At 42.5% G+C, this 20,921-nt stretch carries 14 protein-coding genes; 10 read left to right on the plus strand and 4 right to left on the minus strand.

What is annotated here, in order from left to right; genetic code table 11:
• Window positions 1-61: 61 nt before the first annotated feature.
• Window positions 62-2,698 (plus strand): pyruvate, phosphate dikinase, encoded by a 2,637-nt coding sequence (ppdK, locus tag G601_RS0111400; RefSeq protein ID WP_026492944.1) that lies wholly within the window; start codon window positions 62-64, stop codon window positions 2,696-2,698.
• 117 nt (window positions 2,699-2,815) lie between these two features.
• Here the strand turns inward: ppdK and G601_RS0111405 are convergent, their stop codons facing one another.
• Window positions 2,816-4,150 (minus strand): saccharopine dehydrogenase NADP-binding domain-containing protein, encoded by a 1,335-nt coding sequence (locus G601_RS0111405; RefSeq protein WP_026665430.1) that lies wholly within the window; start codon window positions 4,148-4,150, stop codon window positions 2,816-2,818.
• 4 nt (window positions 4,151-4,154) lie between these two features.
• Entirely contained in the window at window positions 4,155-6,860 is a 2,706-nt protein-coding gene (locus G601_RS0111410) for an MFS transporter (protein WP_026665431.1), read from the minus strand.
• Window positions 6,861-7,128: 268 nt separating this feature from the next.
• Here G601_RS0111410 and G601_RS0111415 point away from each other — a divergent pair, with 268 nt between their 5' ends.
• A complete protein-coding gene (locus G601_RS0111415) occupies window positions 7,129-9,540 on the plus strand; it encodes a glycoside hydrolase family 3 protein (protein ID WP_026665432.1) in 2,412 nt (803 codons plus the stop codon).
• Between the two features lie 90 nt (window positions 9,541-9,630).
• Here the strand turns inward: G601_RS0111415 and G601_RS0111420 are convergent, their stop codons facing one another.
• On the minus strand, window positions 9,631-9,933 hold the full coding sequence (locus G601_RS0111420) for a hypothetical protein (RefSeq protein ID WP_026492940.1): 303 nt from the start codon (window positions 9,931-9,933) through the stop codon (window positions 9,631-9,633).
• Between the two features lie 118 nt (window positions 9,934-10,051).
• Here G601_RS0111420 and G601_RS0111425 point away from each other — a divergent pair, with 118 nt between their 5' ends.
• From G601_RS0111425 to G601_RS0111445, 6 genes are all read left to right on the plus strand, one after another.
• Window positions 10,052-10,957, plus strand: a complete 906-nt coding sequence (locus tag G601_RS0111425; RefSeq protein WP_026665433.1) for a metallophosphoesterase family protein — start codon at window positions 10,052-10,054, stop codon at window positions 10,955-10,957.
• Between the two features lie 165 nt (window positions 10,958-11,122).
• Window positions 11,123-11,407, plus strand: a complete 285-nt coding sequence (locus G601_RS0111430) for a co-chaperone GroES (RefSeq protein WP_026492938.1) — start codon at window positions 11,123-11,125, stop codon at window positions 11,405-11,407.
• An 87-nt stretch (window positions 11,408-11,494) separates the two neighbouring features.
• Window positions 11,495-13,117 (plus strand): chaperonin GroEL, encoded by a 1,623-nt coding sequence (gene groL / locus G601_RS0111435; protein WP_026492937.1) that lies wholly within the window; start codon window positions 11,495-11,497, stop codon window positions 13,115-13,117.
• Window positions 13,118-13,426: 309 nt separating this feature from the next.
• Entirely contained in the window at window positions 13,427-14,644 is a 1,218-nt protein-coding gene (locus G601_RS0111440) for an iron-containing alcohol dehydrogenase (RefSeq protein ID WP_026492936.1), read from the plus strand.
• Window positions 14,645-14,807: 163 nt separating this feature from the next.
• Window positions 14,808-15,056: a DUF6171 family protein gene (locus tag G601_RS22985; RefSeq protein ID WP_035790706.1), complete on the plus strand. Its 249-nt coding sequence runs from the start codon at window positions 14,808-14,810 to the stop codon at window positions 15,054-15,056.
• A gap of 28 nt (window positions 15,057-15,084) precedes the next feature.
• Entirely contained in the window at window positions 15,085-16,605 is a 1,521-nt protein-coding gene (locus G601_RS0111445) for an alpha-N-arabinofuranosidase (protein WP_026665434.1), read from the plus strand.
• A gap of 6 nt (window positions 16,606-16,611) precedes the next feature.
• Here the strand turns inward: G601_RS0111445 and G601_RS0111450 are convergent, their stop codons facing one another.
• On the minus strand, window positions 16,612-17,961 hold the full coding sequence (locus G601_RS0111450) for an MATE family efflux transporter (RefSeq protein WP_026665435.1): 1,350 nt from the start codon (window positions 17,959-17,961) through the stop codon (window positions 16,612-16,614).
• Between the two features lie 297 nt (window positions 17,962-18,258).
• Between G601_RS0111450 and G601_RS0111455 the strand changes: the two genes are divergently transcribed.
• Together G601_RS0111455 and G601_RS22990 are read left to right on the plus strand one after the other, a co-directional pair.
• Window positions 18,259-19,215 carry a glycoside hydrolase family 43 protein gene (locus G601_RS0111455; RefSeq protein WP_026492932.1) on the plus strand — a complete coding sequence of 319 codons (957 nt, stop codon included), beginning with the start codon at window positions 18,259-18,261 and terminating at the stop codon, window positions 19,213-19,215.
• 24 nt (window positions 19,216-19,239) lie between these two features.
• Window positions 19,240-20,880, plus strand: a complete 1,641-nt coding sequence (locus G601_RS22990) for a glycoside hydrolase family 43 protein (RefSeq protein ID WP_051205774.1) — start codon at window positions 19,240-19,242, stop codon at window positions 20,878-20,880.
• Window positions 20,881-20,921: the final 41 nt, after the last annotated feature.

Below are 20,921 nucleotides of genomic sequence, written 5' to 3' on the forward strand. Positions count from 1 at the left end.
AATAGTAACATAAATGGAAAGGGTTTTACCGAATCGAATAATCGGTAAGAAAGGTAGTGAAATGGCGAAAAAATACGTTTACATGTTCAGCGAAGGCGACATGACCATGAGAAACCTTCTCGGCGGTAAAGGTGCTAACCTTGCTGAGATGACATCAATCGGTCTTCCTGTACCTCAGGGCTTCACAATTTCTACAGAAGCTTGTACACAGTACTATGAAGACGGTCGTAAGATCAACGACGAGATCATGGCTCAGGCTATGGAAGGTGTTAAGAAGATGGAAGAGATCAACGGCAAGAAGTTCGGCGATCTTCAGAATCCTCTTCTTGTATCAGTTCGTTCAGGTGCTCGTGCATCCATGCCTGGTATGATGGATACAATTCTTAACCTTGGTCTTAATGACGAGGTTGTAAATGCAATGATCAAGGGCAATCCTGATCCTGCATTCGAGCGTTTCGTATATGATTCATATCGTCGTTTCATCCAGATGTTCTCTGACGTTGTTATGGAAGTAGGTAAGAAGTACTTCGAGCAGCTCATCGACAAGATGAAAGAGCAGAAGGGTGTTAAGTTTGACGTAGACCTTACAGCAGCAGATCTTAAGGAGCTTGCAGAGCAGTTCAAGGCTGAGTACAAGAATCAGCTTGGTTCTGATTTCCCTTCAGATCCTGTAGAGCAGCTTAAGCTTGCTATCGAGGCTGTATTCCGTTCATGGGATAACCCTCGTGCTAACGTTTACCGTCGTGACAACGATATCCCTTATTCTTGGGGAACAGCTGTTAACGTAATGCCTATGGTATTCGGTAACCTTAATAATGAGTCTGGTACAGGTGTTGCATTCACACGTGACCCTGCAACAGGTGAGAATAAACTTATGGGTGAGTTCCTTATCAACGCTCAGGGTGAGGACGTAGTTGCTGGTGTTCGTACACCTATGCCGATCGCTCAGATGGAGAAGGAATTCCCTGAAGCATACGCTGAGTTCATCAAGGTTTGTGATACTCTTGAGAACCACTATCACGATATGCAGGATATGGAGTTCACAGTTGAGAACAAGAAGCTTTACATGCTTCAGTGCCGTAACGGTAAGAGAACAGCTCCTGCTGCTCTTAAGATTGCTTGTGACCTTGTTGATGAGGGACACAAGACTCCTGAAGAAGCTGTAGCAATGATCGATCCTCGTAACCTTGATACACTTCTTCACCCTCAGTTCGACGCTGCTGCTCTTAAGGCTGCTACTCCTATGGGTAAGGGTCTTGGTGCATCACCTGGTGCTGCTTGCGGTAAGATCGTATTCACAGCTGATGATGCTGTAGCATGGGCTGAGAGAGGCGAGAAGGTTATCCTTGTTCGTCTTGAGACATCTCCTGAAGATATAACAGGTATGAAGGCTGCTCAGGGTATCCTTACAGTTCGTGGTGGTATGACATCACACGCTGCTGTTGTTGCTCGTGGTATGGGTGAGTGCTGCGTTTCTGGATGTGGCGACATCAACATGGACGAGGAGAACAAGAAGTTCACACTTGCTGGTAAAGAGTTCCACGAGGGAGACTTCATCTCTATCGACGGTACAACAGGTAACATCTATGACGGCGTTATCGCTACTGTAGATGCTCAGATCGCTGGTGAGTTCGGCCGTATCATGGATTGGGCTGATCAGTTCAGAAAGCTTAAGGTTCGTACAAACGCTGATACACCCGCTGATGCTAAGAAGGCTCGCGAGCTTGGTGCTGAGGGTATCGGTCTTTGCCGTACAGAGCACATGTTCTTCGAGGAAGACAGAATTGCTGCATTCCGTGAGATGATCTGCTCTGATACAGTAGAAGAGAGAGAAGCTGCTCTTGAGAAGATCCTTCCTTATCAGCAGAACGACTTCAAGGCTCTCTATGAGGCACTTGAGGGATGTCCTGTAACAATCAGATTCCTTGATCCGCCGCTTCATGAGTTCGTTCCTACAACTGAGGACGAGATCAAGAAGCTTGCTGATGCACAGGGCAAGAGCGTAGAGGATATCAAGGCTATCATCGCTTCTCTTCACGAGTTCAACCCTATGATGGGTCACAGAGGATGCCGTCTTGCAGTTACATATCCTGAAATTGCTAAGATGCAGACTAAGGCTGTTATCCGTGCTGCTCTTGAGGTTCAGAAGGAGCATGCTGATTGGAACGTTAAGCCTGAGATCATGATTCCTCTTGTATGTGAAGTTAAAGAGCTTAAGTTCGTTAAGAAGGTTGTATGTGAGACAGCAGACGCTGAGATCGCTGCAGCTGGTGCTAAGCTTGAGTATGAGGTTGGTACAATGATCGAGATCCCGAGAGCTGCTCTTACAGCTGACGAGATCGCTAAGGAAGCTGATTTCTTCTGCTTCGGTACAAACGACCTTACACAGATGACATTCGGATTCTCTCGTGATGACGCTGGTAAGTTCCTTAACGCTTACTATGATGAGAAGATCTTCGAGAACGATCCTTTCGCTAAGCTTGATCAGACAGGTGTTGGTAAGCTTATGGATATGTCACTTAAGCTTGGTAAGCCCGTTAATCCTAACCTTCACGTTGGTATCTGCGGAGAGCACGGTGGAGATCCTTCATCAGTTGAGTTCTGCCACAAGATTGGTCTTGACTATGTTTCATGCTCACCTTTCCGTGTACCTGTTGCTAGACTTGCAGCAGCACAGGCAGCTATCGCAAATAAATAATTTTGGTTTTCTACTGAAAACTAAAGTACTCGGCAAATCAGAAAATCGGACATTACCCTTATGGGTAATGCCCGATTTTTTAGTATGTGTTGAAGTACATGTGGCGATTGTTTATAGTCACATTTTGGATAATATCGATGAACAGTCTGGTATAGATACTACCGGCATATATGGTTTAATATAGGAGATCATTTCGTCTGCCTCAAGCTCCTCAGGATATACGACTCCTTCATTCGGATGCTTGATAATGTACTTTATAGCTGCATATATTGAGATTCCCACGAGAGCAGCAGTTGGTGTACCAAAACATTCATCCTCAAGAAGCAGCTTTGTTCCAATATATCGCGGATGGAAGTTGTCACCTTCGATCAGCATTCCTATGTATTCGCCACCTGCAACCATTTCATCCTTACTTATTACATAGTATGCTTCATCCTTATCTATAAACACGGTTTTGTATGCTAACTCACAAGGCTGATATACAAACATTAAAGAAGGAGCGTATTCAAGGTCGCCCTTTTCATTCCAAACGGAGAAGTAATCTCTCATGGAATGCAATTCTTCGTGATCGTCCAGGCAGCCTTCTATGATCTGATCTTCGACTACCGCTTTTACAAGGGTACGTTTTCCCGGTCTGTTTAAATCCAGTATTCTTGCGTCAGGATCAAAGCTATGTATCTCATCTACATTGGAACCTATTCTTGCAAGCATTTCTGACAATTTTGTGCCGGTACCAACTATTACTGTGGCTCTGTCATTCATTTCGCCATAGAAATCAAATGGATTCCACGTGGAGTAAACAGTACCGGGCTTGATATCAGTAATGTTCGTCTGTGTTGTATCAAGGTCTGATTCTACAAAATATTTGACCTGTAACTCCTTAGCCAACATGCCAAATTCGTTTTTCTTTACAAGTTCCCTTAGATATTCACGGTTTTCTTTAACAAAAGGAGTATCATCCTCTTTAACGATATCTATCAGTGCTTTCTTGGTTAAGATGTTTATCATTCCGGAATTGACACCAAAATTTTCGATTGTTGTAGCGCCATTAGGATTTGCTTTGGATATTTCTCTTATTTCCTGGAAGTGATCCTCGTATGCGAGTTCAACAGGATCAGGGCCGGGAAACCAGCCATCTGCAGCGCACATGAAGTGAATCCCTCTTTTTACACATTCACCGGTCATGACTACAGCATCAAGACCGTTTAAAAGGTTGATCAGAAAATCACCTGAGCCTAAATAGTCAAATACTTTAAGGTAATTAGCTTCGCCAACAGTTATCTGCAAAAGATTTTCTTCTTTACCACCTCGTGATCTAAAGAAGTCCAATGCGTTCTTGCTTTCATCAACCACTATCATGTCATCTATGGAAAACATTTTATCCTTCAAAAGTAAGTCCATAAGTGATTGTGGCACGACTCCCAAGCCAAGAAACATTATTTTTGACGCCATTTTGTTATCCCTCCTCATCTGAGTTATTTATTTTTAAATCTGGTGCTATAAAACTATATAATCTTGGTGATACCAGACATAAAAGTCCAAGAAATCCTATTCCAACTGAAGTTGAGATAGCGCACAGCGGTCCCAAAATAGGCCCGTGAAGAACTTTGAATCCGTCCTCCAAAGCGAAATAGTTTTCCAAAACATCTTTTCCTTCTACGTTATCATCAGCAGTCAGGCCTATAAGCCAGTTGATTCTGTGTACCTCTATTATTCTGATTGTTATGCAGTAGATAAACAGAACAATCGTAGCAAACAGAATATTCGGATTCAAAAGAAGAATCATCATTGCAACGCCGAAAACAGAAAAAGAAGTTATCATTGCCTTCAATGGACTGACCTTGTTGAAAAGCTTTACAATACTTTCTGCAAAATACCCGACAGTTATAGAAAAGACAGCAATACTCGTCATTTCAATATCGGTAAGGCCGGCATTTTCGGAAATAAGAGGGAATAAGTACTCATCATAGCCGGTCATAAAGGAAACAGTGAGTACCATCAAAATGATATAGATAAGGGCTTTAGGTTTGGCAAAGGATTTCCAAACGTGTAAAGTTTTGATTTCCTCATCCTCTTCCTCATTTCCGAAGATAATATAACTAAACGGTATTAAAATGATGCAGACTACAACGCCGGTAAGGTACATCATTGCATATCCGAAGGTGGTAGCAATGATACCTGCAATCATCATATAGATAAGAGAAGCGGCTTCAGTAGCGCTCTGGCTTTCTGCAATCTTTTTGTTCCTGTATTCCAGATCTTCAATTTCATAAGGGATGCCTTCGGCCAGTGAATATAGAACACTCTCCAAGAATATTCCTTCAATAAATTTGCATGCTGCGAAGATATAAATATTATTTTGCCAGATTGCAAATGCTATTCCTGCAAAGGTCATAGCGCTTATGATGGATGAGATAACGCCCATCCGCTTTTCGCCAAATCTTCCAAGAAGCGGTGAAGTAAGCATTGAACCGACCCAGGAACCGACTCTGTACGCAGTAACAGGAATAGCAAAGAGGAGTGCCAGGTCCAGCGTTGAGTCTGTCTTTATGCTGGCGATGGCCATGACCATTAGCATACTATCCATATACACAAGGCCAGTGACAAGAAAATCATACGTGTTACTAAGATAGTACTTTGCTTCTTGCGGATTAGTCTTTCGAATTGTTGCATATTCCTTGAGCTCTTTTGAGTATTTTTTCAAAACATCAAGGAGAATAACGAGGAAAACTACTAATGCCGCCAACTGCATGGCTGCACCTATGACTTTGCGAATTTTGTCATGGCGAAGCTTACCGTATTCGCTTCCCATTTCCAAAAATCCTATAAGGTTGTGATCTTTATCGTAAATGGGGGCGTGGATAAAGCCATAGGTTCCGTCAACTTCCTTTTCCACGGTATAGACCATCATATTTGATTCATCGGGCTCGCTTTCGGAAGAGATGGCTAGATCTGAATATAAGGTTCCTACCGGGTACTCATTGTAGGAGTCTGCTACAAGAAATGCGGTACCATTTTGGTCGAAGGCATAAATCTGAGCATACATTCCCATTTCTTTTCCGGTAGCATTACATGCTGCCTGAAGATAATGAACCATCCATTCAATCCAGTTTCGGGATGCGTCATCCTTGTAGTCCTCCGGATTTTTGCCACGCATCACTTCAAATTCATCTGAGGCAAAGTACCGGATTCCGACCATGACAGATTCTGTTGCGGAAATGGTTCGCAGCTTATGTTCTTCATCGAAATCTGAAAGAGTGAGATTGGTGTAATAAATAATTGCTGATAAAAAGACAAGAATAAAGAGCAGGGCTGTTCTGTAACGGTTCAGATAACCGGAAGTAACGAACTTGATAATAGCACACAGAACAGTAATTATCAGGATTATCGCACCCAAATAATAAAGAATATCGGTAACCTTGGTAAAGGTAGAAAAAGTGATTGATACATACGGAATATGGTTATCAAATTTGTTGTATATAGTTTCAGGATGAAAATCAAGTTTATGTTCATTAAGATCATAGTAATAGCATTCTCCAAATCGATTAAAGAGCTCAAGCCTGTTTTCAACCATGTTATATCGTCCTGTTTGAATGTATTCAGGCGCTCTGAATGAATCAATAATCGAGAATTCAGTTTCATCGTTTTCTTTGGGAGGGGTAGTGCTAACCTTGATAAGACTTATGCTATGGTCATCTGTATCTGTTAAGTATGCATAGCCGTCATGAAAAACTGCATTAGTAAGATTATTGGAATTAACAAAAGCGTTTTCGCCGTATTCCTTTCTATACAGTTCACCGAGATATTTACCTGAAAAAGTATATTTCAGAAGCTTTTCATTAATATAATAGTTGTAATCACTATATACTTCGCCAACGATTGCATAAACATATTCCCCATCAGTGACAACTGCACGTGGTTGGCTCTCTACACCGTTTATGTCGGTGGACATGATTTTGACCAGCTTTCTATCAGGAGTCGCAAAAAGAAGCTCCTTATCATAGATTGCAACAAGACCATTATCAGTATCTATTATATCCAATACATTATACTGATCCAGCTCAATAGAATCCTTAAAAGGATAGTAATGAGTCCGCTGTGTTCCGATAAAAACAAATAACGCCGCCAAAATAGGAATAATTAGTAAAAACTTCTTGTTCAAGAGAGAATCCCTCCTTGTTCACATAGAAGACATTATTTAAGGCTGACCGGTTGTATGTTTATGCCGTTTGTTTGAAAAAAATATCATAAAATTAATAATTTTTGAGCGTAATATAAAATAATTTTATATCCTGAGGATTTTTCAGTCAATGTTTGAGGAATTATTCCATCTTTTTTTGCATAACATCTAACTTTTTTGATATAGATTCGGATTGATTATAGCTATAATGAATTTCATAAAATGGGTATTAAAAATGGAGGTTGTAAAAATGGAAAAATGGACACGCGTTAAATATCATCCTAATCTCCCCTTAAGAGAGAACGGGGTAAAGGTTACTGCATCCAAAGAGCACATAGATATCTCTAAGAATGCTGCAAAAGAAGGCATGGTTCTCCTAAAAAATGAGAAGAATACTCTGCCTCTTTCCAGAGGAAAAAAGGTAGCTCTTTTTGGAAAAGCTACTATAGATTATGTAAAGGGTGGCGGCGGATCTGGTGATGTTACCGTTCCCTATGTAACTAATCTTGCACAGGGTTTTAAAGCACTTGAGGATCAGGTTGCTCTTTTTGAGAATTCAGTTTCCTTCTATGATGATTATGTTTCAAAGCTTTATAAGGAAGGAAAGCAGCCGGGACTACTTGCTGAGCCCGAGGTTCCTGCAGAGCTTTTGTCTAAGGCGAAGGCATTTACAGATACAGCTATCGTATCCTTCAGCAGATATTCAGGTGAGGGCTGGGACAGAAAAGCTGATAATGATGATGGAAGAAAGCACAAGGACGTTGTACAGGAGCTGGTAGATGAGACAGATAAGCTCTTTGAGAAAGGAGATTTCTATCTTTCCAAGGCTGAGGAGAACCTTGTTAATACTATAAGTGAAAACTTTGAGCATACTATTGTTGTTCTGAATATCGGGGGAATGTTCGACGTTTCATGGATCAAGAGCAATGAGAAGATCGATTCAGCACTTATTGCATGGCAGGGTGGTATGGAAGGCGGTCTTGCTACAGCAGAGCTTCTTTGCGGACTGGGCAATCCCAGCGGTAAGCTTTCCGATACCTTCGCAAGAAATCTTTCAGATTATCCCGGAACAGAGCATTTCCATGATTCTGATGATTATGTTGAATATGAAGAGGATATCTACGTGGGCTACAGATATTTTGAAACCATCAAAGGCGCAGCAGAGAAGGTTGTTTATCCCTTTGGATACGGTCTTTCCTACACAGATTTCAATATCAGCCGTGTAAAGGTAAGCGAGGATGATGGAGTTGTTACAGTAAAGGCAACAGTGACTAATGTCGGTAATTATGCCGGAAAAGAGGTAGTTCAGGTTTACTTTAGTGCTCCTCAGGGTAAGCTCGGTAAGCCAGAGCGCGTACTTATCGGCTTTAAGAAGACTGCAGAGCTTCTTCCCGGACAGTCACAGAAGGTTGTTATAAAGTTCTCAGTAGATGAGATGGCTTCCTATGATGATCTTGGTAAGATCAAGAAATCTGCCTATGTTCTTGAAAAGGGCAAGTATAAGTTCTTTATCGGAGCCAGCGTAAGAAGTGCCAAAAAGGCTGAGACAGAGTATGTTCTTGAAGAGGATAAGATTGTCTGCGAGCTCACAGAGAAGATGACACCTGTTGCATTAAAGAAGAGACTTCTTGCTGACGGCTCTTATGAGATGTTAGAGCAGGGAGATGCTTCCAAATATAATGAAAATGTACTTAAGGATATGCCTTTGGAAGATGTGCTTCTTCCCACTCCCAAGGTTCGCGCTGAGGGTGCCAGATGCTGCTTTAAGCCTTCTGAAAAGCCCCAGCTCATTGATGTTTATACAGGAAAAATGACTCTTGATGACTTTATCAATGCCCTTTCTGATGAAGACCTTGCATGGCTTGTTGGCGGACAGCCCAACGTAGGTGTGGCCAACACCTTTGGATATGGTAACAACAGTGAATATGGTATTCCTAATGTGATGACAGCAGATGGCCCTGCCGGTCTACGTATTCAGCCTCAGGTTGGTGTTAAGACCACAGCTTTTCCCTGCTCAACACTTCTTGCATGCACATGGGATCCGGAGGTTACAGAGAAAGTCGGAATTGCCGGAGGAGAAGAGGTTAAGGAGAATAACATAGGAGCTTGGCTCACACCTGCCATGAACATCCACAGATCACCTCTTTGCGGAAGAAACTTTGAGTACTATTCAGAGGATCCTTATCTCACAGGTAAGATGGCTGCCGGAATGGTTCGTGGAATCCAGAGTAATCGCGTAGCTGCTACCATCAAGCACTTTGCATTAAATAATAAGGAGACCAACCGTAAAGACAGCGACTCAAGAGCATCTGAGAGAGCAATCAGAGAGATTTATCTCAAGGGCTTTGAAATCGTAGTTAAGGAAGCTCAGCCCTGGAGCATCATGACTTCCTATAATATTATTAACGGAAGACGTGCATCAGAGAATGAGGATATGATAAACGGAATCCTTCGCGGAGAGTGGGGATTCGATGGAATGGTTACCACTGACTGGTGGACAAACGGCGAGAACTACAAGGAGTGCAAAGCCGGAAACGATATGAAGATGGGCTGCGGCTATCCCGACAGAATATTGGCTGCTCTTGAAAAGGGTGCCATCACAAGGGAAGAGCTGGGTAAAGCTGCAAGAAACATCCTCACACTTATATTAAGAATTGACTGATACTAAATAGATTTTTCTTTAAGACAAAAAAGCCTTCTCCCAGCGGTTGGGAGAAGGCAATATTTACAATTGGTAAAAGCAGCGGAGGATTTAAGGACCTTCCTTAACGACAACCTTGCCGCCGTTTTTAACACTGTCCTGCTGCAGAAGCTCTACGGCAGATGCTGCGATTTCATAGTACATGGCAGCGTTATCTCCGATATCTGCCATTTTTTTCATGTTTGTTTCGCAGAATTTCTTTGCCTCAGCGATATCAGTCTGCGAGAATACCTTACTTCCGCAGTACAAAGTTCCGGTTGAGGGATCAAAATGGGAATCTTTCTTTTTTGCTTCACCGCTCATGCCCATAACACCGGCTAAGGAACGGATCAAATCTTCACGATTGCCTGCCATAACTATCCTCCATTTGTAGAATAAATAGGAACCAAATCTATTATATATTTTCGCATAGAGGTTATTTTTTGACTATTAACTAGCTATAATAAAAATATAAAAACTTGAGAATGGATTGGTGGAACTGTTGGATATAGCGGTATTTAGTGATGTTCACGGAAATGACTGTGCTCTTCAGGCCTGCGTTGATTATTGCATGGGAAAGGGCATAACAAAGTACATATTGCTGGGGGATTATATATCTGATTGCCCCGGAGTTCAGAAGACCATGGAGCTCATATACGTTCTTAAGAAGTATTTTGAGTGTTATATCGTGCGCGGTAATAGGGAAGAGTACATGCTGAGCTATAGGAAAAACGGCCAGACAGGTTGGGATAAGGGCTCAGGCAGCGGATCGCTTCTTTATACTTATGAGCAGCTGACGGAAAAGGATCTGGATTTTTTCGAAAGCCTTCCTATTTATGGGATCTGGAATCCCAAAGGGGGACAGGGCTTTGAATATTGTCACGGATCACCGACAGGCGTATCCGAGCTTTTGTTTGGAGAAAAGAGAAGTACAAAACGAGTACTTAATAAAATGCGGACAAATATACTCCTGCATGGGCACACTCATGTACAGGAGAGCTTTTCATACAGAGAAAAAAGAGCAGTAAATCCCGGAGCTCTGGGACTTCCCAGAAACAGGAACTGTGATGCGGAATTTGCCATAATCCACAGCGGCAGAACAGGCTGGGAAGAGGAGCTTGTGCAGGTAAAATATGACAGACATGGAATACTAAAGTCCTTCCAGTCCAGCGGACTTATGGAGTACGCTCCCGCCTGGGCAGCTGTCACCATGCATACCATCAGGAGCGGAGTAGATCTTAGTGAATCTATACTGCTTCAGGCCATGAAGCTCTGCGAAGAGGACAGAGGTATCGTAAGATGGCCCAATATTCCGGAAATGTACTGGGCAGAAGCTCTGAAACTCAATTATATCGACCTTTCTGGAAAAGACATCCCAAGACCTAAAAAGCGAGTCTGAAAAATGTGAACAATTTGGTAATTAAGCAAATAATACCTAAGTAGGTATTGCATTTTTTAACTTGTGTGGTAATATATTTTTTAGTGATTAGCACTCAAAACAAATGAGTGCTAACAATCAAAAAAAGTGAATAACACAATGAAGATATAAAAGGAGGCAATTGTAATGAAGTTAGAACCACTTGCAGACAGAGTCGTACTTAAGGCACTTGAAGCTGAGGAGACAACAAAGTCAGGAATCGTTCTTCCCGGTGCTGAGAAGGAGAAGCCCCAGCAGGCTGAGGTTATCGCAGTAGGCCCTGGTGGAGTCGTTGATGGTAAGGAAGTTAAGATGCAGGTTAAGGTAGGTGACAACGTAATCTATTCCAAGTACGCTGGAACAGAGGTTAAGCTTGATGACGTTACCTACATCATTGTTAAGCAGAACGATATTCTCGCTATTATTAAATAATTAAACTCATAAAAGTCTTCGCCCTTCAGGGAGAAGGTGGCCCGAAGGGCCGGATGAGGTTAGTAAAACACAACGGAGGCAATAAAAATGGCAAAGACAATTAAGTACGGCGCTGACGCCCGCACAGCTATGGTAGAAGGCGTTAATAAGCTTGCAGATACAGTAAGAGTAACAATCGGACCTAAGGGTAGAAACGTAGTTCTTGATAAGAGCTATGGCGCACCTACAATCACAAACGACGGTGTTACAATCGCTAAGGAGATCGAGCTTGAGGATTCTTATGAGAACATGGGTGCTCAGCTTGTTAAGGAAGTTGCTACAAAGACTAACGACGTAGCAGGTGATGGTACTACAACAGCTACAGTTCTTGCACAGGCTATGATCAACGAGGGTGTTAAGAACCTTGCAGCAGGTGCTAACCCGATCGTTCTTAGAAAGGGTATGAAGAAGGCTACAGATGCAGCTGTTGCTTCTATCAGCAAGATGGCTACAAAGGTTAAGGGCAAGGATCAGATCATGAGAGTTGCTGCAGTTTCATCAGGTGATGATGAAGTTGGCCAGATGATCGCTGACGCTATGGAGAAGGTTTCCAACGATGGTGTTATCACAATCGAGGAGTCCAAGACAATGATGACAGAGCTCGACCTTGTAGAAGGTATGCAGTTCGATCGTGGTTATATCTCAGCTTACATGGCTACAGATATGGATAAGATGGAAGCTAATCTTGATGATCCTTTCGTGCTCATCACAGATAAGAAGATCTCTAACATCCAGGATATCCTTCCTCTTCTTGAGCAGGTTGTTAAGACAGGCGCTAAGCTTCTTATCATCGCTGAGGATGTTGATGGTGAGGCTCTTACAACTCTTATCGTTAACAAGCTTCGTGGTACATTCAACGTAGTTGCTGTTAAGGCTCCTGGCTACGGTGACAGAAGAAAGGCTATGCTTGAGGATATCGCTATCCTTACAGGCGGTAAGGTTATCAGCTCAGATCTTGGTCTTGAGCTTAAGGATACAACAATGGATGATCTTGGACGTGCTAAGAGCATCAAGGTTGAGAAGGAAAAGACCACAATCGTTGACGGTCTTGGAGATAAGAAAGAGATCCAGGCTAGAGTTAGCCAGATCAAGAAGCAGATCGAGGAGACAACTTCTGACTTCGATAGAGAGAAGCTTCAGGAGAGACTTGCTAAGCTCGCTGGCGGTGTTGCAGTTATCAGAGTTGGTGCTGCTACAGAGACAGAGATGAAGGAAGCTAAGTACCGTATGGAGGATGCTCTCAACGCTACAAGAGCAGCAGTTGAGGAAGGTATCATCTTCGGTGGTGGTAGCGCTTACATCCATGCTTCTAAGGACGTTGCTAAGCTTGCTGATTCACTTGAAGGCGACGAGAAGACAGGTGCTAAGGTTGTTCTTAAGGCACTTGAGGCCCCTCTTTTCCACATCGCTAACAACGCTGGTCTTGACGGATCTGTTATTGTTAATAAGGTTAAGGAGTCTAAGAACGGAATTGGCTTCAACGCTTACTCAGAAGAGTATGTTGACATGATCAAGGACGGTATCATCGATCCTGCTAAGGTTACAAGAAGCGCTCTTCAGAACGCTACATCTGTTGCATCAAGCTTCCTTACAACAGAGGCTGCTGTTGCTACAGTTAAGGAGCCCGTACCTCCGATGCCCGCAGGCAACCCTGGCATGGGAATGATGTAAGTGATAAGGACGAATGCATCAGGGAGTTAAATTGAAATCAGAGTGCGTAAGCACCTAAAAATAAGAAAGACAGCTTATCGAGCTTGCTCGAAATGAGCTGTCTTTTTTATTTTTGGAGTCCCCGTTAGGGGATCTGGTTTCAATTTAACGTTGCAGATATATGAAAACTAACAGTAACGAGGGAACACGAAGTGTTTCCGAGTCTGATGCATCCAATAAATCAAAAAAAGTCAAGATTTGATTTATATCACGTATACATCTAAAATAGAAACGTGGGTTATTTTATTTATTTTTTAAGGAGGTATTTGTATGTCACGTTTTACACTGCCCAGAGATATCTATCATGGGAAAGGTGCACTTGAAGCATTGAAGACTTTTGAGGGCAAGAGAGCCATTGTCTGCACAGGTGGCGGCTCTATGAAAAGAGGCGGTTTCCTTCAGAAGGTAGAGGATTACCTTAAGGAAGCTGGAATGGAAGTTGAACTTTTTGAAGGCATCGAGCCCGATCCTTCAGTAGAGACAGTTATGAAGGGTGCTGAAGCTATGCAGAAGTTCCAGCCTGACTGGATCGTTGCTATCGGCGGTGGTTCACCTATCGATGCTGCTAAGGCTATGTGGATCAAGTATGAGTATCCTGAGACCACATTTGAAGATATGTGCAAGGTATTCGGTCTTCCGAAGCTTCGTACAAAGGCTAAATTCTGTGCTATTTCCTCAACATCAGGAACAGCTACAGAGGTTACAGCATTTTCAATCATCACAGATTATCAGAAGGGTATTAAGTTCCCTATCGCAGACTTCGAGATTACTCCCGACGTTGCTATTGTTGATCCTGAGCTTGCGCACACAATGCCTAAAAAGCTTGTTGCTCACACAGGTATGGACGCTATGACACACGCTGTTGAGGCTTATGTTTCCACAGCTAACTGTGATTACACAGATCCGCTTGCTATCCATGCAATCGAGATGATCCAGAAGACTCTTGTTAAATCCTACAACGAGGATATGGAAGCAAGAGATGCTATGCACAACGCACAGTGTCTTGCGGGTATGGCATTCTCTAACGCACTTCTTGGTATCGTTCACTCTATGGCTCACAAGACAGGTGCTGCTTTCGCAGACCTTGGAGCTCACATCATTCACGGCGCAGCTAACGCTATGTACCTTCCTAAGGTAGTTGCATTCAACGCTAAGGACGAGACAGCTAAGAAGCGCTACGGCGTTATCGCTGATTACATGCACCTCGGCGGTAAGGACGATGATGAGAAGGTTGAACTCCTCATTGATTATCTCCGCAAGATGAACGATGCTCTGAATATTCCTCACAGCATCAATCATTACGGCGCAGACGGACTTCCGGCAGAACAGGGCTTCGTTCCGGAGGATGTATTCCTTGAGAGATTACATGACATTGCAGCTAATGCAATCCTTGATGCCTGCACAGGCTCCAATCCTCGTCAGCCCAGCCAGGAGGAGATGGAGAAGCTCCTTAAGTGCTGCTACTACGATACAGAAGTTGATTTCTAATATATGCGAAACGCTTCCCGAAATGGGAAGCGTTTTTTTATTCAATTATGCCTGAGCATATCGGATTTTCTAAAAATAAACGCCGTATAAGTATTTTCAAATTAAAAACGCTATGCTAAAATATAAAATAATTTACAAATATCTAAAATAAACAGGTGAAACTATGGAAAATACCAGAGCTTGTAAGCATTGCCTTTTGCGGGATATTGAAGGCGAAGAGAAGGAAATGATAAAAAAATATCGCGATGCCATAACTCCTGACAGCAGGGTTACGGATAATGAATATGAGAACAGGCTAAGCGTATGTACTCAATGTGACAGACTATCTATGGGAACCTGTCTTGTTTGTGGGTGTTATGTAGAACTAAGAGCACTAGGCATTGGAACACATTGCCCTAAGAAAAAATGGTAAATACATTATTTAAGAGGAGGAAAAGAAATTGGCAAAACTTTTAATCAACAACGAAAGTAAAAAATCAAAGATTGCACCTGAAATCTACGGACATTTTTCAGAGCATCTCGGAAGGTGTATCTATGAAGGTCTTTATGTGGGGAATAATTCAGATATTCCTAATGTTAACGGCATGAGAAGTGACGTGGTTGAAGCTCTTAAGGAGATGAAGATTCCGGTACTTCGCTGGCCTGGCGGATGCTTTGCTGACGAGTATCACTGGATGGATGGCATCGGGCCCAAGGAAAAGAGAAAGAAGATGATCAACACACATTGGGGTGGTGTTGTTGAGGATAACAGCTTTGGAACACATGAGTTCTTTGAGCTTACCAAGCAGCTTGGCTGTAAGACTTATGTCAATGCCAATATGGGATCAGGTACAGTAAGAGAGATGAGCGAGTGGGTTGAATATATGACCTTCAATGGCGTATCTCCTATGGCTGACCTCAGAAAAGAGAATGGACATGAGGAGCCCTGGACTGTGGACTACCTCGGCGTTGGTAATGAAAACTGGGGATGTGGCGGTAATATGAGACCTACGCATTATGCCGACGAATACAGAAGATATCAGACCTATGTAAGAAACTACAATGGTTCTAAGCCTATTTCAAAGATTTGCTGTGGACCAAATGTCGATGATTATAACTGGACAAAGAATGTGCTTGAGACATGCTTTGATCACACACCTGTGCAGTTCCATGGATTTATGGATGGTCTTTCATTGCATTACTATACACTTCCTGAGACAGAGGATGACTGGAATGTAAAGGGATCGGCAACAAAGTTCACAGAGGAAGTATTCTACCAGACACTGAAGAGAAGTCTCTTTATGGATGAGCTTATCAGAAAGCATGGTGCGATCATGGATCAGTATGACCCTGATAAGAAGATCGGACTTATGGTTGATGAGTGGGGAATATGGACAGACGTTGAGCCTGGCACTAACCCCGGCTTCCTTTACCAGCAGAATACAATGCGTGACGCACTTGTTGCAGGAATGAACCTGAACATATTCAATAAGCACTCAGACCGTGTAAGAATGGCATGCATCGCACAGCTTGTTAATGTTTTACAGTCAGTTATCCTTACTGAAAATGAGAAGATGATCAAAACACCTACCTACCATGTATTCAAGATGTTCAGATATCATCAGGGTGCAAACCTCCTTGATAGTGAGCTTATCAATAACAGTACCGTAGGAGCTGGAAAGAATGAGCTTCCTAAGCTGTTTGAATCAGTTTCAGAGGATGAAAATGGAGTAGTGACAGTTACCCTTACTAACAATTCACTCGAAGCTGCTGAGGATGTTGAAATCGCATTCACAAGTGATTCCGGTGCTTATAAAGTGGCAGAAGCTTCGGTGGTAACAGGTAAGATGGCTGATCATAATACCTTCGAAAATCCTGATGTTGTCACAGAAGATAAGTTTACTGACTACAACGAAAAAGAGAACGGAGTAACAGTAAAGATACCTGCCTGCTCAGTTCTCATGCTTCGTCTGAAAAAATAATATATATCAGTTCTTTTTGAATTTGTTTCTTAATTGCTTCATTACTAGCATATAAAGAAGAAAAGAAAATACACCTGTTGTAAACCATGAGAGAGCATCTCCTGCAACAGCTATTGCATAGCTGTGTACTTTCATGGAAACAAAAGCGGTAAGCAGCCTTGATACAAGCTCCATAACACCGAGCATCAGGGCTGTTTTTCCGTATCCGCAGGCCTGCATTGCATTTCTGTAAATGAAGATCATGGCGAGTGGAATATAGAAAAGAGCTGCCTCTGTAATATAAATTCTGCTGTAAGGCAGATAGTCAGCCAGGTTTACACCCTTGTCGAAGAACATGCTTACAATGTAGGGCATCATTACCACGCTAAGGATACCGGTTATTACAGAATAAATAACAGAAATCTTCATGGCATCCTTTGTTCCCTGATGTACTCTGTCAAGATCACCGTAGCCGAAGTTCTGACCGACATAAGCAGCAGTGGTCTGGCCTATGGAAGGCATACCTGCGGTCATTAGATTTACAACCTTACCGGCTGCTGTAAAGCCTCCTATTGCAACTGACTGATAGACATTTATTGATGCCTGCATAACCATTGTTCCGGAAGCTGTAATTCCAAACTGCAGAGCCATGGGAATTCCAATATTGAGCTGTTTTCTCGCATAGTTCTTATCAAGCTTCCAGCTTCCTTTAACAGGTCTTAAGATATCCACCTTTTTATAAATGTAAATAATACACAGTATGGCTGATGCGCCCTGAGAAATATCTGTAGCAAGAGCAGCACCGAAGGTTCCCATCTTAAATACGATGATAAACAAAAGATCCAGAATGATATTAAGAGCTGCTGATAATATCAGGAAGTACAGTGGTGTCTTACTGTTTCCAATAGCGCGAAGAGAAGCGGCAAACAGGTTGTAGCCTATAAGTGCGAAGCTTCCTGCGCATATGGTTATGATATAAGCGTAAGCGTAATCATAGATGTTATCGGGCGTATTCATTATATGAAGAAGACTTGGCATGGTGATGACAGCGATAACCGTAACAACTAACGTGCTGATCACTCCAAGAATGATCGCATTTACAAAAGCCTGCCTTGTTCCATCCTTACTTCCTGCGCCAAACTGGTGACTGATGAGAACTGTGTAACCTGTGGTCATTCCATTGGCAAGACCCATTATCATAAACATGATTGTTCCTGTGGAGCCAACGGCTGCAAGAGCCTCTGGACCTACGAAACGTCCAACGATAACGGTATCTACCATGTTATAAAACTGCTGAAAAATAAAGCCTAAAAGTATTGGTATTACAAATTTCAAAAGAATCGGAAGGGGCTTTCCTTCTGTCATTTTTCCATTCATCGTTTATCTCCTGAATAATATATATTTAATATAAAAATAATTAAGTTTTGCAAAATCCATATAGTTAGATGATTTTAGTGCAAAGCAAATATGTTTTCAAGTACCTATTTATAAAATAGTTGAAATGTTTAGATAAAGATAATATAATTTAGACAAATATAAAATAGTTCAGCAATTATTGAAAACGGAAAATAGTGATTAACTTTGTAAATTAACTTATGAATTTTAGAAATGTGATTAACTTATTAGCTGAACATTTTAGAACTAAATAAAAAATGTTTTTATGGGAAAGGTATTATGAGCAAAGAAAAAGAGCTTAAATATAACGAACCATGGATTTTGCAGAGAGCTGATCCATACGTGGTTAAGGCAGATGACGGCTTTTACTATTTTACGGCATCTGTACCTGAATACGACAGAATAGTACTTAGAAGATCTGAAACTCTTGCAGGTATCGCTGACGCAGAGGAACATCTGATCTGGAAAAAGCACGACAGTGGAATAATGAGTAAGCACATTTGGGCCCCTGAGCTTCACAAGGTTATGGGCAGATGGTACATCTACTTTGCAGGCGGCGAGGTAGAGGATATCTGGAAGATAAGGCCTTACGTGCTTGAGTGCCAGAGTGATGATCCCATTTCAGGTCCCTGGGTTGAAAAGGGCAAGATGAGATGTGCAGAGGATGACGAGTTTTCCTTCAGAGCCTTTTCACTGGATGCTACAGTTTTCGAGCATAGAGACAAGTGGTATTACATCTGGGCTGAGAAGGTTGGAGTTGGCAAACAGATTTCAAATTTGTATATCGCTGAAATGAAAAGCCCGTATGAACTTAAGACAGTTCAGGTTCTGCTTACAACTCCTGATTATGACTGGGAGAGAGTAGGCTTCTGGGTTAACGAAGGCCCTGGAATTTTAAAGCGAAACGGGAAGATATTCATGACTTATTCTGCCAGCGAAACAGGAGTGGCGTATTGCGTCGGAATGCTCACAGCAGATGAGGATGCAGACCTTCTTGATCCTAAGTCATGGACTAAGGAGAGATATCCGGTTCTTAAGAGTGATGCAGAGGCTGTGGTTTATGGTCCCGGTCACAACTCATTTACTGTAAATGACGAAGGTGAGGATGTAATGGTATACCACGCTAGAACTGAAAGCGTGATAGAAGGAGATCCTCTTTACAATCCTAACCGACACGCCATGCTCATGAAAATCAGATATGACGAAAAGGGATATCCTGTATTTTCATGCAGATGATGGGCATAAAAAAGAGGAGCAAAAATGCATTCAACTAAATATTTAACCTACGCGGCAATCGCTCTTGCGACCGCAGTTTTTGCAGCATCTGCCGGTTGCTCCCAGGGTGCTACAGAATCAGACCATGCGAAAACTGAAAATGTAGCAGACAGTAGTGACGTAGTAGATAGCGGTAATACAGAAGAACAGACGGAGGGCGATGATATGGCAGAACAATCTGAAACCAGCATTAAGACAGGCGTCTATAAAAATGCCGTTTGCTGTCACGATCCTCAGATAATCCTTGCAGATGGAACATATTACATGACAGGAAGCCATCAGATTCTTGCGAAATCAGATGACCTCAAGGCATGGAGCTACATCGGTAATGGCAACAATGTTTTTGACAACCTGTTTTCAGGAGACCTGGACGCATTTAAATATGTTGGGAAAAACGAGGAGGGCGGCTACTCAGTCTGGGCGGCCAATACCTTCTACAATGAGACAATGGGAAAGTATGTGATGTATTTTTGCACTACTTCTTCCTATATTAAATCAAATCTCTGCATGGCAGTAGCGGACGAGCCCGGAGGAAAATATACATATACAGATACGATCCTGTACTCGGGCTTTACAAGCTCCCATGCTGCAGAGACTGATATTTATGATGTTCTTGGTGAAGACGCCGATCTTTCGGAATATCTAAAGCTCGGAGGCTATGACAATAACAAGTGGCCAAACTGTATAGATCCTGCAGTTTTCACAGATGAAGAAAACCGCATGTGGATGGTATATGGTTCATGGTCCGGAGGTATTTTCTTACTGGAGCTTGATCCTGCAACAGGAAAGCCTCTCCACCCTATTGAAGAAGCTGCAAAGGGCGGAGAGGATGCGCCTGATCCCTACTACGGCTACAGGCTTGTAGGCGGCGGTCATCATGCTGTTGAAGGCCCCTACATCACCTATTCCAAGGAAACCGGCTACTATTATCTTTTCGTATCCTATGGAGGACTTACATCGGATGGCGGATATCAGATAAGGCAGTTTAGAAGTGAAAATCCCACAGGCCCTTATGTAGATGCTGCCGGTAACAGACTGGGAGATGAAGAGAACTACATGAGCTATGGCCTTAAAATGATGGGCAATTACACACTTCCAAGCCTGTCGGTAACATACATGGCACCCGGCGGACAGTCTGTTTTCCAGGATGAAAAGGGTGAATACTACATCGTTTATCATCAACGCTTCGATGATGGTCAGGAGTTCCATGAGCCCAGAGTGCATAAGCTGCTTATGACGAAGGATGGATGGTTTACCGCAGCACCCTTTGAATACACAGGGGATGAGAGCATATCTTCCATGTGTGAAAATGCAGATGTTACGCCAGATATGTTAAACGGAACATTTTATGTCCTTAATCATGGGCTTGAAGTGAATGATCTTGTGAATAAGCCTGTAAAGTGCCTGTTTGAGGATGGGAAGATTACAGCTATGGAGGATGGCACAATAACGGGTGGAACCTATGAATTAACAGATGGAGAAGCCTATGTATCTGTAACAATAGATGGTCAGGAATACGAAGGCTGCGCATTTACCATGACGGATGAAGCCGGTAATAATACGCTCTGTATTTCTGCGAAGGGCGATAATAACGAGACTGTATGGGCTGTTAAGTATCTGCAGTAAGAGCTGTCTGATATGGGATATTTATTAGTTCTAAAAAGTGC

The sequence above is a fragment of the Butyrivibrio sp. FC2001 genome (assembly GCF_000424125.1).
GTDB lineage: Bacteria > Bacillota > Clostridia > Lachnospirales > Lachnospiraceae > Butyrivibrio.

Coding starts and splice junctions, on each gene's coding strand:
- ppdK (WP_026492944.1), top strand. CDS start 62: ATGGCGAAAAAATACGTTTACATGTTCAGCGAAGGCGACATGACCATG.
- G601_RS0111455 (WP_026492932.1), top strand. CDS start 18,259: ATGAGCAAAGAAAAAGAGCTTAAATATAACGAACCATGGATTTTGCAG.
- G601_RS0111415 (WP_026665432.1), top strand. CDS start 7,129: ATGGAAAAATGGACACGCGTTAAATATCATCCTAATCTCCCCTTAAGA.
- G601_RS22985 (WP_035790706.1), top strand. CDS start 14,808: ATGGAAAATACCAGAGCTTGTAAGCATTGCCTTTTGCGGGATATTGAA.
- G601_RS0111450 (WP_026665435.1), bottom strand. CDS start 17,961: ATGAATGGAAAAATGACAGAAGGAAAGCCCCTTCCGATTCTTTTGAAA.
- G601_RS0111405 (WP_026665430.1), bottom strand. CDS start 4,150: ATGGCGTCAAAAATAATGTTTCTTGGCTTGGGAGTCGTGCCACAATCA.
- G601_RS0111430 (WP_026492938.1), top strand. CDS start 11,123: ATGAAGTTAGAACCACTTGCAGACAGAGTCGTACTTAAGGCACTTGAA.
- G601_RS0111420 (WP_026492940.1), bottom strand. CDS start 9,933: ATGGCAGGCAATCGTGAAGATTTGATCCGTTCCTTAGCCGGTGTTATG.
- G601_RS0111440 (WP_026492936.1), top strand. CDS start 13,427: ATGTCACGTTTTACACTGCCCAGAGATATCTATCATGGGAAAGGTGCA.
- groL (WP_026492937.1), top strand. CDS start 11,495: ATGGCAAAGACAATTAAGTACGGCGCTGACGCCCGCACAGCTATGGTA.
- G601_RS22990 (WP_051205774.1), top strand. CDS start 19,240: ATGCATTCAACTAAATATTTAACCTACGCGGCAATCGCTCTTGCGACC.